Origin of the sequence: Nodosilinea sp. LEGE 06152 (genome assembly GCF_015207525.1) — a bacterium.
In the GTDB taxonomy this organism is placed as follows: Bacteria; Cyanobacteriota; Cyanobacteriia; order Phormidesmidales; family Phormidesmidaceae; genus Nodosilinea.
Window position 1 is genome coordinate 135,692 of record NZ_JADEWR010000015.1, and the last position, 14,069, is coordinate 149,760.

A 14,069-nucleotide genomic window follows, 5' to 3' on the forward strand; every position below is an offset into this window, starting at 1 on the left:
CAGGCTCTCATGGTACAAAGTAAGCACTTGCTATGCTGACTAGCGAGGCCCGAGCTAAAACAGCTCTGCCTGAGGCAGTTCGCCTTACTGTCGGGATGGAATGATGCAAATTCTCCACGGCACCTGGATACCTCAGCCCGCCGCCGACTTCGTGCAGACGGGGGCTTTTTATCTATGGGTAGAAACGGAGGCCAAGAGCCACCGTAAGTTATCGCCACCCACCCACCCTTTTCACCTGCCCGAGGCCGATTTGGTGCCCGTGCTCACCGATGAACTGGGTCTAAAATCCCCCGATCGCCGCCCCCTCGCCACCTTCATCACCCCCCACACATTCCTATTGCCCACGGTAGACGACCAGCCGCTGCCTTCTTTAGAGCTATCGCGCTACCTGGAGGCGGAAATTCCAGACAGCTTTGACTGGCAGTACTGGCAGGTCGATGGCTACCAGGTGCCGGTGCTGGCCGATGTGATTAGTTTGCTGAATAATCTGCACTTTCTGGCTGTCTACAACCTGGCGGAGGTGCAGCTGGGGGCCGACCTACTGTTTTGGCACCACTACACTCAGGCGTTTAAGCAGGTGATTCTGCGCGATCAGTACATTCCCGCTTTGAAGTATCGGCAGGTTGCGGCAGCCAAAACATCCACCCGGCGCACAGCAGCGAGAACCAAGGCAGCGACTAAAAAACAGACGACAAAAACAGAGCCAGGATTTGAAATTTATTCTGGCTGGGAAATTATTGGCGATCGCTACACCGAGCACATCCAAACCTATACCGACTACATGCCCCTGCTCTGCGTCGCCGGGTTTGAGGAACCACCCCAGACGCCAACCTTCTACGATCGCACCACCCTCCTCCGCCACTTTTCAGAATGCTTTGTCGATGACCTGGTACGGGGTACGGCGATGCCCCAGAGCTATCTCAAAACCGTAGAGAATTCCCTGATTCAGGACTGTTTGCAGGTCAAGACTCCGGGCAAATCGGCGGCAGATCTGGAGCGGTATCAGCATTGGCAGGGATGGCGCGATCGCATTGTCCGCACCCAGACCGACCAGACCTTTTATCTCTACTTTCATCTGCAAGACCCGTTCAAACCAGAAGATCCCTGGCAGCTCCAATTTCAGGTCGCCCCCAAGCACGACCCATCGCTGAGGGTATCCCTCGACGATTACTGGCGCATGGGTCCCAAGCAGCAAAAGCAGGTGAAAGCCCAGTGCGGCGATGACTTCGAGCAGCATTTACTCATGAACCTGGGCTATGCCGCCCGCATCTACCCCGACCTGTGGCGTGGTCTGGAGACCGATCAGCCCATCGGCATTCACCTGAATCTCGACACCGCCTTCACCTTTCTAAAAGAGTCCGCCTGGGTGCTGGAGGATGCGGGGTACAAAGTGATCGTCCCTGCCTGGTGGACGCCCAAGGGTCGCCAGCGGGCCAAGGTGCGGCTGCGAGCCAAGGGCAAATCGGTCAGCGGCGGCGACAAATCCAAGGGCTACTTTTCCTACGACACCCTGGTGCAGTACCAGTACGATTTGGCGATCGGCGATCAGCCCGTCACCGAGCAAGAGTGGCAGCAGCTCGTCAAAGCCAAGTCGCCCCTGGTCAAATTTCGCGGCCAGTGGATGGAGCTAGACCAGGACAAAATGCAGCAAATGCTGGAGTTTTGGCAGCAGCAACAGGCCGCCAACCCCGAGATGAGCCTGCTCGACTTCATGCGCCTGACCAGCGGTGAGGCCGACGATGATCTGGAGGTGGAGTTCGATCGCGACGACACCCTGGCCGCCATGCTCACCCAACTCAGCGACAAAACCCGCCTCGAACTCACCCCCGACCCCGACCAGCTCCAGGGCCACCTGCGCGACTACCAAAAGCGCGGCCTCTCCTGGCTGCACTACTTAGAGAATCTGGGCCTAAACGGGTGCCTGGCCGACGACATGGGCCTGGGCAAAACCGTGCAGGTGATCGCCCGCTTGATTCAAGAGCGCGAAGAAGTGGATCAGCCCATTCCTCCCACGCTATTGATTGCGCCAACTTCTGTAGTGGGTAACTGGCATCACGAGATCGAAAAGTTTGCGCCGCACTTAAAGGCGGTAGTGCACCATGGGGGCGATCGCAGCCCAGATACCAAAGCCTTCAAAGCCCTCTGCCGCGACCACGATGTGGTGATCACCTCCTTCACCTTGGCCCGCAAAGACGCCAAGCTGCTGGAGGGCGTCACCTGGCACCGCATTGTGCTCGACGAAGCCCAAAATATCAAAAACCCCAAAACCGCCCAAACCAAAGCCATTCTCAAGCTCAACGCCAACCACCGCCTCGCCCTCACCGGCACCCCGGTCGAAAACCGTCTGATGGATCTGTGGTCGATTTTTAACTTTCTCAATCCGGGCTACCTGGGCACCCAGACCCAGTTTCGCAAACAGTTCGAGCTGCCAATTCAAAAAGAAAACAGCCCCGCCCGCTCTGCCACCCTCAAAAAGCTGGTAGAACCCTTTATTCTGCGGCGGCTCAAAACCGACCAATCGATCATCAAAGACTTGCCCGACAAAGTCGAGCAAAAGCTGTTCTGCAACCTCACCCCCGAGCAGGCTTCCCTCTACGAAGCGGTGCTCAAAGATGTCACTGAGCAGATCGAAACCAGCGAGGGCATTCAGCGCCAGGGACTAATTCTCGCCACCCTGACCAAGCTCAAGCAGATCTGCAACCATCCCCGTCAGTTTTTGCAGGATGGTAGCGAGTTTACACCCGAGCGATCGCACAAGCTCAGCCGCTTGCTCGAAATGCTCGATGAAGTGGTAGCCGAAGGCGAAAGCGCCCTGGTCTTCAGCCAGTTTCGCGAAATTGGCGATGCCCTAGAGCACCACCTGCGCCACACCTGCCACTACAACACCTACTACATCCACGGCGGCACCAACCGCCAAAAGCGTGAACAGATGATCGCCGACTTTCAAAACCCCGAGACCGAGCCCGCCATCTTTGTGCTGTCCCTAAAAGCCGCCGGGGTGGGCATCACCCTCACCCAGGCCAACCACGTCTTCCACTTCGATCGCTGGTGGAACCCTGCTGTCGAAGATCAGGCCACCGATCGCGCCTTTCGCATTGGCCAGAAGAAAAATGTCTTTGTCCACAAGTTCGTCGCTATGGGCACCCTCGAAGAACGCATCGACCAGATGATTGAGGATAAGAAAAAGCTGGCGGGTGCGATCGTCGGTGCCGATGAATCGTGGCTGACAGAGCTAGACAACGACGCCTTCAAACAACTGATCGCCCTCAACAAAAGCGCGATCATGGAATGATGCCTGAACATCTTCCATAATTGGGTAGAGCCTTCACGCCAGAGAGATATTGTGGATATTGAACAAGCCTTGTTAGAGCAGGTACGCTCACTCAACCCAGCACAGCAGCAGGCCGTTTTAGACTTTGCCGCCTTTCTCCGGCATAAGGTACCGATGGCTGTCAAAGAGCCTATTCCTGGCCTACACAAAGACATACCTTACTGGATGGCCGATGATTTTGATGCCCCCCTGCCAGACGAGTTTTGGCTGGGAGAACCATGAAACTCCTCCTCGATACCCACACCTTCATCTGGTGGGACAGAGAACCCGACTTAATTCCAGCAGAAACCCTCAGACTCATGCGCCAGGCACAATTACTATTAAGCCTGGTGTCGCTGTGGGAGATTCAAATCAAAACTCGGCTAGGCAAACTCAATCTCAACATGCCTCTGGCCGATCTTGTAGAGCACCATCAGGAAAACGGCATAACGCTATTGGCAATCAGCCTGCCACACATTCTGGCGCTGGAGCAACTGCCTCAACACCATCGAGATCCATTTGACCGCTTGCTTATAGCCCAAAGTTGCGTTGAATCTACGGCGATAGTTAGCCGCGATGCCATCTTCAAAAGCTACGACTGCCAAGTTGTTTGGTAGCTACATTTCCCTTCGACGTCAAAGCCACTCTTAACCCTGATTTTCTGCCTGACGCTTAAGCTCGACTTACAATAAAACCAGCACTGGAGGCTAGCGATGGCAAACTTTAGCCGCACCTGGTGGGGAAAAAACTTTATCAATGCGATCGAGCGCCTGACCGACTCGGGCCGCTTGCAGCGGGGGCGATCCTATGCCAGCGGCGGTAAGGTCAAAAGCTTTGAGATCGACGGCGGCCTGGTGACGGCCAAGGTGCGCGGGTCGGTGAACCCCTACTTTGGGGTGACAAAAGAACCAACCTACACCACCACCATCGACTTTGCGCCGATTAGCAAAGCCAAGTGGGCGGCTGCGATCGCCCTCATCGCCTCCAAAGCCAGCCTAATCTCGCGGCTGCTGCTCAACGAAATTCCCGACAATATCGAAGATAGCTTCAAAACCCTGGGGCTGAACCTGCTGCCCGCCAGCGCCAAAGACTTTAAGACCAATTGCTCTTGCCCCGACTACAGCAACCCCTGCAAACACATCGCCGGAGTCTACTACCTGATCGCCGCCGAACTCGATCGCGACCCGTTTCTGCTGTTTGAGCTGCGGGGGTTGCCCAGGGAAGCGCTGAAAGCTGAGCTGGCCAAATCGCCTTTGGGGCAGGCGCTCTCAGCAGAACTCTCAGCCCAGCAGCGATCGCCCGACCCCGTCGAGCACTACTACACCCAGCCCCAAACTGTTGAGGCGGCAACTCCCAGCCTGAAGGAATTTTGGCAGGGAGAGAAGCGCCTGCCCCAGACCGTTGAGGTAGCTACACCGTCCGCAGTACCCGCCATCTTGGTCAAAAAGCAGGGCGATTTCCCCGCCTTTTGGACTCGTGATAACTCGTTCATTGAAGCGATGGAAAGCCTCTACGATCGCGTTCGCAGCAAAAACAAAGACCGCCTGTAGCGATCAATTGGTCTGGCGGAGCTGTTCTCTAATCCACTGGCGAAAGGCTTTGACCCAGCTAGTCTCGCCCATGGTTTGGCTAGTCTGCAAAAATTGCAGCAGAGTATCTTGCCGCAGCAGTGGTAGGACGGTCGATACGGCTTGAGGGCGATATTCACTGTTGACTAGGGCGAATATTGTTAGCGCTGTGCCGTCAAATCGCCAGATTTCTGGCAAACCTAGGGCCGCATAAATCGCCATGCGATCTATAGAACTGCTGGTGTTATCGATCTCAATTGCTAGATCGGGCGGTGGGTCAACGGTCAAATCGATCTCATCCTTGCCGCGAACCGCCTGCTCGTGCTGAATGTAGTAGCACTGATCGGGCTCCAGCCCTTTGCTCAGGTCTGCTCGGCTCCAGGTGGTAGAGCCCAGGCTGCGAATTTCAGTCTCGGTTTCTTCAGTAGTGACCTCCACCATGCGGCCCATCAGCTTTTTATAGCTTTCGTGGGGAGGTAACGGCACCATGATCTCTAAGGCTCCCTGGTCGTAGGTGAGACGTTTACCAGGGGCGGACTCCAAATCGCGGCTTAAGCTTTGGTAAGTGGCCCAGCTGACCCCCTGCAAGACTACCTGGCGCTGGAGCGGAACTAAAACTGCGGTCATGGAAGAACTCCTGGGCCAATCGTTCCTGTGTACCCATCTTAAAATCAGCGCAAGAACACCGCTACAGGGACGCGTTTGTATGCCGGAGTGCCTGCTCGCTTCTCAATGCGCGCCTTCATCAGCACATTAGCCTCGGGGTAAAACATCAGCGCCGCGCCCGATCGCACCTCCCCAAAAATGATCTCAATGTTATCGAGCTGCCCCGCATCGCCCCGCACGCTGACCCGCTGGTGCTGGCCCAAGCCTGCCTTGCGAGCATCGTCGGGGTTCATCAAAATACAGTGACGGTGGGGCATTCCCCGATACTCATCGGCTTCCTTATAGACCACAGTATTGTGCTGACCGTAGCTGCGCCCGGTAATCAACGCCAGCACCAGAGCGGGCTGATGTCTTGGGATGAGGCCAAAGTCCTCTAGTGTGGGCAGCGTCAGCGTAGGCAGCGGGGTAGGCTGCATGGCAGCCTTGCCCGACGGCGTAGGAAACTTCGGCTCTAGAAGAATGCGACCGCCAATGGTGAACTCAGCGTTGGTGTCATCGATCGCGCCAATTTTTTCATAGCCGGGGATGGTCTGAGCGATTAGCTCACGCACATAGCGGGTGTCGTGCAGCCGCCGCCACTGAATTAGATCTTCTCCATGAACGCGGTGGGCCAGTTCCGCCAAAAAGTCGATCTCGGTCACCAGGTCGGCATCCTTCAGGTGGGTTTTGCCGGGGCTGTTGAGTCGCACAAAGTTGTTGCCCGACTCCACGGTGGTTTTGTGGGGGTTCTCAAACCGGGCGTAGACCGGCACGATGATCGTGTTTTGCCGCGCCAGCCCGTGGAAGTGTCCCTGGTTGGGCTTGGTGGCCAGGTAGACAATCGTGTCGATGTTGCCCAGGGCGCGCTTGGCCTGGGTGAGGTCGGGGTTGGCGGCGTAGAGGTTGCCCCCCAGACACAGCAGGGTATCGACTTCGCCCGCATCCGCCGCTTCGATCAGGGCGCGGGCGTCGTAGCCCGGTTCGCGCTTGAGCGATTTGCCCAGCAGTTTCTCCAGCGCCTCGCGAATGCTGTCTTTGAGGTGGGCCGTCACCCCCATCGAGCCAAAGCCCTGCACGTTGGAGTGGCCGCGAATCGGCATCATGCCCGCGCCGGGCTTGCCGACGTTGCCCGTCATCAGGGCGGTGTTGGCAATGCTGTAGATGTTGTCAACGCTGTTGGCCTGGTGGGTGATGCCCATCGCCCAGGCAAATACCACATTCCTGCTGCTGTGAATCAGCTCGGCGGCGGCGACGATCTCCGTCAGCGTGAGGCCACAGGTAGCGACGATCGCCTCCCACTCGGTAGCGGCTACCTGATCCACTACCTCCTGCCAGTGCTCGGTGTGGGCCTTGAGGTAGTCGTACTGCACCCAACCCCGTTCTAGCAGCACCTTTTGAATGCCCACAAACAGGGCCAGATCGCTGCCGGGTATCGGCTGCAAAAACAGCGAGGCAATCTCCTGGCCCTGCACCAGCCGCAGCGGATGGGCTGGGGAGCCAAACTTGGCTAGGCCTACCTCTTTGACAGGATTGATGACGAGGACTTTGCCGCCGCGATCGCGCAGTTCAATCAGCTCATTCATCAGCCGAGGGTGGTTGGCCGGGGCATTTGACCCCACCAGCACCACGCAGTCGGCCTGGCGCAGGCTCTCTAGACTAACCAGCGAAGTGCCAGTGCCAAACACTTTGTTGAGGCTGACCGTAGACGGGGCGTGGCACAGGTCAGAACAGTCGGCCAGGTTGTTAGAGCCAAGCGCCCGCACCATCAGCTGGAGCAAAAAGGCGGCCTCGTTGGACGATCGCCCCGAACTGTAGGAGGCTATCCGCTGCGGTGGCAGCGAAAAGCCAGCGGCAGTGAGCTGGTAGATTTCTTCCCAGCTCACCCGTTCGTAGTGGTCAGACCCGGCCTGCCGAATTACCGGAAAGCTGAGGCGACCCAGGCGATCGGCCTCGCGAGAGGTGAGCGCTTGCAGTTCTGAGATGGTATGGCGATCGAAGAAGTGGTCGCCCAGACCAGGCTGCAGCTCCGACGAGATGGCCTGCACGCTTTTCATGCAGCGCTGGAGCGGTTCTTCTAACTCGTTGATAAAGCCGCCATTCTGCCCCCCGGTGCCCCAGGCGCACGACAAACAGGCGCTTTTGTGAAACAGCGTTTGCCAAATCTTCGGCCCCTGGAGCGACAGCGTTTTTTCGGCCCAGTACTCAATTATCGGCAGACCACCACCAACGGCAGGGGCAGGGATAGATTCGTCGGCCAGGAAACTACCGTGGGCAGGTGGCACGGCTGAGGGGGCAGGGTCGCCGTCGAGTCGATCGCGTTCGGTCATAGTCAAACTCCCTCAACAGCCGCCATCTATCACTATAGCGAGAGCGCTAGGGGCGAGAAACTCAGCCAGAAGGTAGAGAGAGACTGAGCCAGTGCCCCCGGTAGACCGTTTCAGCCAAGGGCGCGCGATCGCAACCCTCCCTAAGGCCGATGTCTTCCCTCTGAGAGAAGACAGAAGATTTTCCTCTTGGCAAAATAAATATAGATGTTATGCAAAGGAGGTTTCTTGACATGAACCACCTAAACAAAAGTTTGCTCAGCCTTGCCATTTTGGGTGCAGCAGCCCTAAACACGTTTCCAGCAACGGCTCAAGTGTTTGAAATTGGCGATCAAATCCAGTTCGACCTGAGAGAAGATCGCAACCCAGAACTGCGCCCCAGTCTATCCACCGATGGCAATCAGTTGAATATTCAGCTTGAAGAACAGCCTCAGCCCGAAACCCGCTTTCGCTTTGGCGAAGATGGGCTAGAGATTCGCCAGGAGCAGCCAGCGCCCAGAGAACGGCTCAACCTGACTGTGCCCATTGAAGCGGACGAATAGTCTGCGATCGCACTGGGGCATTTCACTGGCCGCAATCCAGTTGGGATGACCCCGGTAGTAGAAAACGTCGGCCCTGTAAAAAGGATCAACCCGCAGCAGCGATTGAGAGCAAGGTTGGCTAAAAGTCATCAATCAAGCCACTTAGGCGCGCCAGAACAGGATCTTCGGGCACCGCTTCAACCTCCTCCCCACGGGTCAGTGTGTCTGAGACTGGTTGCGGAGAGGTTGAGGCAGCACCAGAGCCCATCAAGTGAACCATTTGCAGAGACAGCTGGGCCAGCTGGGCCTCTAGGTGCTCCAACCGGTTTTTCTCTTGGGCAAAAAACCGCTGTTCTACGCTGAGTAACTGAGCTTCAAGGCTCTCAATTCGTTTGTCTGTGGAAGGCAGTGGCTGACCAGAACGGGGGTGGTTACTTAACAGAAGCTGGTGGAGTGCTTCCTTGCAAAGGCTGCTAAAACTCAAGCCGGGCTGTTTCATCAGCTCAGCCTCGACAGCTGCTAACAAATGCTGATCAAGCTCGCTTTGACGAAACAAAACCAGCTTTTTTGTCTGGCGTAACCACTTCAATACCATCACTTTCGTCCAAAAATCATAGTGCCACCCACGAGTTAATATATCTTCCTACCTAAAGATATTTCCGCACTAAAGCAATCCCTACAAATCACGAAAACTGGTAGGGTAGGTGTCTCGCATGCATGGGCAAGATGCCCATCCTACCAGCCTGAGTCTATTTAGATTGCCATATACCCCACTCAACTCGAGATCTGAAGTTTTCCTATCGGCAAAACCTCACTGCTGGATTTGGGTTGGGTTTAGAACCGTTTTGGTTAGGCGAATCAACTTTCAATTAGAAAGAGACAAACGTAGTTAACGCCCAACGCCCACCACCTCGGTAGCACGAGCCGCACGGGCCGACGCCATCTGGGCCTCCCCATAAATGTACTGCCCTAGAGCGTTAGCCTGTCGGCAGGGCGTAGCCAAGTGGGCGTTGATCTTGGCCTCTCTCAGCAGGCGCTGAATGTCTTCCCAGAAAAACTCGCCGCCGCCGCCGGTGAGAATAACATCGGTAACTCGCTCAGGCAGCCAAGCCAGCAGACGGTTGCACATCTCCCGCGAGAAATTTTCTTTGAGGTTGGGCAAAATGTCATCCAAGTTGGTCGGTCGGTTGGCTCCCCGAGGACGGTAAAATCGTTCGCCTTTGGGTTGATTTACGGCAGCGATCAAGGCTAGAGACTGGCTATCGGCTCCCTCAATCTGAGCCGCCACCTGCTCATAAAACTGGCTCATGGCAAACGCTTCACTTCTAGACACCCCGCGGGCAAACCTAAAGTTGTCGACCATGATGCAGTCTGTGGTCTGGTGCCCAATGTCTACGATCGCAACTGGCAGCTTGGTAAAGTCAACGTTGGCGTCCTTCGTTTCCTGCACCTCATTCCAGAGAATGCTGCCGTATCCTTCGGGCATCACCCAAACCTTGTTGATGTGGATGGTGGCAGGTTCGCCGCGATAGCTCATCACGTGCGGCCCCAGCAGCAGGCTCATCAACTGCTCTTTCTCGCGCTCAAACTGATCCTGGGAGTGATAGGGCAAACCCAAAACGACTGAAATCTCATCCTTCAGTTGAAAGTAGCCGACGCAGGCTAAGACCTTGACCAGGGCGTCGTTGACCTTAGACTGGCCAACGCCTAAATTAGCGCCAAAGTCCTCGGCCAGTTGCCCCATTGCATAGCCGCTGCCCTGGTAAACCATCCAAATGTCAGACAGAGGATCTGTCGCACGGGCCTCGAACGCGCCTCCCTGCACCTGTTCCATTGACAAATGCTTGACGTTAGCCGGAATAAAGACAACTCTGTTGGGATCGCGGCTAATAGAGGTTTTGGTCGAGGTTCGCCCTAAATCAACACTGAGGATAGAGCTGGGTAAACTACCGGCTTCTTTCACGGCTGGGGCATCGCCTGAGGGTTTCACCAGCGGTGTCTGGTTCATCGGTATAGAAGCAGCTTGTGACATGGTCATTGATTCTGAACCCTTTATTGAGCTTCACAAAAACCACCAACCTCGTACCCCCACAGCAAAGCCAGGTCAAAATCTACGAAGACTTTGACGGGAATTGGGTTTTAGACTTGATGGTTAACTGTCCAAGACTCCCAAACCGACAAAGTGTTCCAGGAAAATTTTTTCTATTACAGGTGGCACTTTGATACTACAATGCTACGCATTTAGATTACTTTTCAAGTCGCCAACTCGTCAGTATAATCTACCTCTAAACAAGTCAAAAAAATCACAGGGTTTCTCTATAGAGTCTTTAAGGCATACATTTAAGTTCATTTAATCTAATGTTTTCGCCATCCTTATTAATAATGAAATAAGCAAAGCAGATGAACTTCAGGCGATCGCTTGTTGCCTTAATTGTTTCCGGCTTCAATAAGTTCAAGGTTTGAGCTAGGTTGAGTAAACGTGGTTTCTGGCTACAAGAAAGGACCAGCTGATAACATCAGCCGGTCCTTTTTTTGCTTACCGTATAGCAGGCCGAATCCGGTCTGCGTTAGCGGGTTTAGTAGTCGAAGTCGCCGCCCATGCCAGCGCCAGCGCCAGCGGCAGGGGTCTTGGGCTCGGGCTTATCGACCACAATGCACTCGGTGGTCAGCACCATCGAGGCGATGGAAGCCGCATTTTGCAGGCCAGAGCGGGTCACCTTGGCGGGGTCGACAATGCCAGCCTCGAACATATCGACGAACTGGTTGTTGGCGGCGTCGTAGCCGATGTTAAAGTCCTTCTCCTTCACCTGCTCAACGATCACAGCGCCGTTGAAGCCCGCATTCTCAGCGATGCGGCTGAGGGGGGCGGTGAGGGCGCGGGTGACGATCTGCGCACCCAGCAGCTCTTCGCCGCTGAGGTTATCGCTGGCCCAGGCTTCAAGTTGGGGAGCCAGGTGGGCCAGGGTGGTGCCGCCGCCGGGGACGATGCCCTCTTCTACAGCGGCCTTAGTGGCGTTGATGGCGTCTTCGAGGCGCAGCTTGCGGTCCTTCATCTCGGTTTCGGTGGCGGCACCGACTTTGATCACGGCCACACCGCCAGAGAGCTTGGCCAGGCGCTCTTGCAGCTTCTCTTTATCGTAGGTGGAGTCGGTTTCGTCGATCTGGCGACGGATCTGCTCGCAGCGGGCCTTGACCTGCTGCTCGTTGCCTTCAGCGACGACGGTGGTGGTGTCTTTGGTGATGGTGATGCGGCGAGCGCTGCCCAGCATGTCTACCTTCACGTTGTCGAGCTTGAGGCCGGTGTCTTCGCTGATCACCTGACCGCCAGTTAGCACAGCGATATCTTCGAGCATGGCTTTGCGGCGATCGCCGAACCCAGGCGCTTTCACAGCGGCCACATTCAGCACGCCACGCATGCGGTTGACCACCAGGGTAGCCAGGGCCTCTTTCTCAATGTCTTCGGCGATAATCATCAGGGGCTTGCCGGAGCGGGCGACTTGCTCTAGCACGGGCACCAGATCCTGCACCAGGGCGATCTTCTTGTCGGTGAGCAGAATGTAGGGGTCGTCGAGCACTGCTTCCATGCGCTCGGTGTCGGTGACGAAGTAGGGCGACAGGTAGCCCTTGTCGAAGCGCATCCCTTCGGTGACCTCCAGTTCGGTGGTCATCGACTTGCCTTCTTCGAGGGAAATCACGCCCTCGCGGCCTACTTTATCCATAGCGTCGGCGATCATCTGGCCCACTTCGTCGTCGTTGCCAGCGGAAATGGAGCCGACCTGAGCGATGGACTTGGAGTCGCCGACGGGGCGGGCGTGCTCGGCAATTTTCTCGACCAGGAAGGCGGTAGCTTTGTCGATACCGCGCTTCAGCGAAATGGCGTTGGCCCCGGCAGCGACGTTGCGCAGCCCCTCTTTGACAATCGCATGACCCAGCACCGTAGCGGTGGTGGTACCGTCACCAGCGGCGTCGTTGGTCTTGCTGGCGGCCTGGCGCAGCAGAGAGACGGCGGTATTTTCAATATGATCTTCTAGCTCGATTTCTTTAGCGATGGTGATGCCGTCGTTGATGATCTGGGGTGCGCCGTACTTTTTCTCGAGCACCACGTTGCGGCCCTTGGGGCCGAGGGTGACGGCGACGGCTTCAGCCAGCAGGTCGAAACCGCGCTCCAGGGCGCGACGGGCATCTTCGTTGTAGGTAATCGTTTTAGCCATCGGTAAATAATCCTCCCAACAAAAGGTGAGTTGTTGAACTAACTGCGTTTGATTGAGAATCTGGGTTGATTTTTTAGGGTGCGTTACGGCTTCGCTTAACCCGCTGAGCTTGCTTAAAGGGATGTTTCGAGTGGATGAGACATCTTCTTAAAGCACTTTTCGAGCGGTGCATTGCGGTTGCACCCTTCGGGTTGATGGGCGATCGCTCTGGTCGATGGTGGGCAGTGCCCACCCTACCTAGCCAAAATCGCCAATCCAAAATCCAAAATCGGTCTAGCCGAGGGCAGCCAGCACGTCGGACTCGCGCAGCAGCACGTAGTCGTCGGTGCCGAGCTTGATGTCGGTACCGGCGTACTTGGAGTAGAGCACCTTGTCGCCGACCTTGACTTCCATCGCCTGGAACGAGCCGTTGTCGTCGCGCTTGCCGGGGCCGACCTGCACTACTTCACCCACCTGGGGCTTTTCTTTTGCAGTGTCGGGCAGCAAAATGCCGCCGGCAGTTTTTTCTTCAGCGGCGCTGACCTTGACCAAAATGCGATCGCCCAGAGGCTTCACAGTAGACACACTCAGGGTGACTGCGGCCATAACGTACCTCCAAAAGGTTTGCGTAGTGAATGGTTGAATGGACAGGATGCGTTAGCACTCACGCTTCCTGAGTGCTAATTTAGCCGCCCGGAAGTTTTTTCTGCAATTCTCTGGGAGGTGTGGTTTGCCGTACTTATGTAGATGGGTGGATGGGTAAATGAGTAGGCGGGTAGATGTATATGCACTGCAAGGTAAAGATGTCGAGGAGCTTTGCTTCCTGCCTGACTGCCCACTCGCCTACTCGCCCACTCGCCTACTTCCCCACTCGYMKRCKWGYSSRCKCCCCTACTCCCCCTCACCCCATCCATTCGCCAAACACGATTGACTGGGCGGCTTTACCAATTCGCCCCAGGTCTTCGTCGAGCATGGGCGGCCAAACCACGCCCGCCTTCTGCCCCTGGGCATAGAGCTGGCGGCTTTCGTAGGAGAGAATGAACAGGGCTTTGGTGAGGGTGCGATCGAGGGTGGGTTCGGTTTTGAGCCCCTCAAACAGCACTTTGAGGGCGAGCAAAAGAGAGGTTACCTGTCCAGGGATGGGCGGTTTGCCCTGGCGCAGGCAGGCGATGAAGGTATCGGGTAAGTCGTCGCTGGTGCCGAGGGTTTGGCGCACCACAAAGTTTTGAGCGGTTTCAAAATCCATAGGGATAACGGTAGCTGAGTGGGGTGATTGAGCCCCGCGCGTGCTGACGGGTAGCGATCGAGCCAAAGCGATATCTGCCCCAGTTTACTGCCTGGGTCGTATTTCAGCCGTATTTGTAGCGGTAGCCATGGCACTCAGGGCACCAATCCTGGGCCTGGCCAGAAACTGAGGCAGCGCAGCGACGTAGAGCCATTGGTTCGAGAGTATTGGTCATGTCTAATCCATTTTGGCGATCGCTATAACTTGGCTTGGTGACTCCTAGCGG

Annotated in this window: 12 protein-coding genes; 5 read left to right on the forward strand and 7 right to left on the reverse strand. The window is 56.1% G+C overall.

Translation table 11 applies throughout. The features are described 5' to 3' along the window. Positions 1–103 precede the first annotated feature (103 nt). From IQ265_RS19980 to IQ265_RS19995, 4 genes are all read left to right on the forward strand, one after another. Positions 104–3,292, forward strand: coding sequence for a DEAD/DEAH box helicase (locus IQ265_RS19980; RefSeq protein ID WP_194056803.1), 3,189 nt, complete (start codon positions 104–106; stop codon positions 3,290–3,292). 51 nt (positions 3,293–3,343) lie between these two features. Next, positions 3,344–3,553 (forward strand): DUF2281 domain-containing protein, encoded by a 210-nt coding sequence (locus tag IQ265_RS19985; protein WP_347404990.1) that lies wholly within the window; start codon positions 3,344–3,346, stop codon positions 3,551–3,553. After that, entirely contained in the window at positions 3,550–3,927 is a 378-nt protein-coding gene (locus IQ265_RS19990) for a type II toxin-antitoxin system VapC family toxin (RefSeq protein ID WP_194056805.1), read from the forward strand. Before IQ265_RS19985 ends, IQ265_RS19990 begins: the two co-directional genes overlap by 4 nt. A gap of 96 nt (positions 3,928–4,023) precedes the next feature. Then, positions 4,024–4,860 carry an SWIM zinc finger family protein gene (locus IQ265_RS19995; protein WP_194056807.1) on the forward strand — a complete coding sequence of 279 codons (837 nt, stop codon included), beginning with the start codon at positions 4,024–4,026 and terminating at the stop codon, positions 4,858–4,860. Between the two features lie 3 nt (positions 4,861–4,863). On the opposite strand, the gene IQ265_RS20000 is transcribed toward IQ265_RS19995, so the two are convergent. Together IQ265_RS20000 and IQ265_RS20005 are read right to left on the reverse strand one after the other, a co-directional pair. After that, positions 4,864–5,505 carry a Uma2 family endonuclease gene (locus IQ265_RS20000; protein ID WP_194056808.1) on the reverse strand — a complete coding sequence of 214 codons (642 nt, stop codon included), beginning with the start codon at positions 5,503–5,505 and terminating at the stop codon, positions 4,864–4,866. 44 nt (positions 5,506–5,549) lie between these two features. Next, positions 5,550–7,850 carry an FdhF/YdeP family oxidoreductase gene (locus IQ265_RS20005; RefSeq protein WP_194056810.1) on the reverse strand — a complete coding sequence of 767 codons (2,301 nt, stop codon included), beginning with the start codon at positions 7,848–7,850 and terminating at the stop codon, positions 5,550–5,552. 230 nt (positions 7,851–8,080) lie between these two features. On the opposite strand from IQ265_RS20005, the gene IQ265_RS20010 reads away from it, so the two are divergent. Beyond that, positions 8,081–8,389: a hypothetical protein gene (locus IQ265_RS20010; RefSeq protein ID WP_194056812.1), complete on the forward strand. Its 309-nt coding sequence runs from the start codon at positions 8,081–8,083 to the stop codon at positions 8,387–8,389. Between the two features lie 118 nt (positions 8,390–8,507). On the opposite strand, the gene IQ265_RS20015 is transcribed toward IQ265_RS20010, so the two are convergent. From IQ265_RS20015 to IQ265_RS20035, 5 genes are all read right to left on the reverse strand, one after another. Further along, a complete protein-coding gene (locus tag IQ265_RS20015; RefSeq protein ID WP_194056814.1) occupies positions 8,508–8,963 on the reverse strand; it encodes a plasmid segregation centromere-binding protein ParR in 456 nt (151 codons plus the stop codon). A 294-nt stretch (positions 8,964–9,257) separates the two neighbouring features. Continuing rightward, the gene (locus IQ265_RS20020) at positions 9,258–10,406 is read right to left on the reverse strand and encodes a ParM/StbA family protein (protein ID WP_194056816.1); all 1,149 of its coding nucleotides are present in this window, start codon (positions 10,404–10,406) and stop codon (positions 9,258–9,260) included. A 538-nt stretch (positions 10,407–10,944) separates the two neighbouring features. Further along, positions 10,945–12,579 (reverse strand): chaperonin GroEL, encoded by a 1,635-nt coding sequence (gene groL / locus IQ265_RS20025; RefSeq protein WP_194056818.1) that lies wholly within the window; start codon positions 12,577–12,579, stop codon positions 10,945–10,947. 273 nt (positions 12,580–12,852) lie between these two features. Continuing rightward, positions 12,853–13,164: a co-chaperone GroES gene (groES, locus tag IQ265_RS20030; RefSeq protein WP_194056820.1), complete on the reverse strand. Its 312-nt coding sequence runs from the start codon at positions 13,162–13,164 to the stop codon at positions 12,853–12,855. Positions 13,165–13,459: 295 nt separating this feature from the next. Continuing rightward, on the reverse strand, positions 13,460–13,804 hold the full coding sequence (locus IQ265_RS20035) for a Dethiobiotin synthetase (RefSeq protein WP_194056822.1): 345 nt from the start codon (positions 13,802–13,804) through the stop codon (positions 13,460–13,462). Positions 13,805–14,069 lie beyond the last annotated feature (265 nt).

Excerpts from the sequence above, each read along its gene's own strand:
- IQ265_RS19980 (WP_194056803.1), top strand. The coding sequence starts at position 104 with ATGCAAATTCTCCACGGCACCTGGATACCTCAGCCCGCCGCCGACTTC.
- IQ265_RS20020 (WP_194056816.1), bottom strand. The coding sequence starts at position 10,406 with ATGACCATGTCACAAGCTGCTTCTATACCGATGAACCAGACACCGCTG.
- IQ265_RS20005 (WP_194056810.1), bottom strand. The coding sequence starts at position 7,850 with ATGACCGAACGCGATCGACTCGACGGCGACCCTGCCCCCTCAGCCGTG.
- IQ265_RS19995 (WP_194056807.1), top strand. The coding sequence starts at position 4,024 with ATGGCAAACTTTAGCCGCACCTGGTGGGGAAAAAACTTTATCAATGCG.
- IQ265_RS20010 (WP_194056812.1), top strand. The coding sequence starts at position 8,081 with ATGAACCACCTAAACAAAAGTTTGCTCAGCCTTGCCATTTTGGGTGCA.
- IQ265_RS19990 (WP_194056805.1), top strand. The coding sequence starts at position 3,550 with ATGAAACTCCTCCTCGATACCCACACCTTCATCTGGTGGGACAGAGAA.
- groES (WP_194056820.1), bottom strand. The coding sequence starts at position 13,164 with ATGGCCGCAGTCACCCTGAGTGTGTCTACTGTGAAGCCTCTGGGCGAT.
- IQ265_RS20035 (WP_194056822.1), bottom strand. The coding sequence starts at position 13,804 with ATGGATTTTGAAACCGCTCAAAACTTTGTGGTGCGCCAAACCCTCGGC.
- groL (WP_194056818.1), bottom strand. The coding sequence starts at position 12,579 with ATGGCTAAAACGATTACCTACAACGAAGATGCCCGTCGCGCCCTGGAG.
- IQ265_RS20015 (WP_194056814.1), bottom strand. The coding sequence starts at position 8,963 with ATGGTATTGAAGTGGTTACGCCAGACAAAAAAGCTGGTTTTGTTTCGT.
- IQ265_RS20000 (WP_194056808.1), bottom strand. The coding sequence starts at position 5,505 with ATGACCGCAGTTTTAGTTCCGCTCCAGCGCCAGGTAGTCTTGCAGGGG.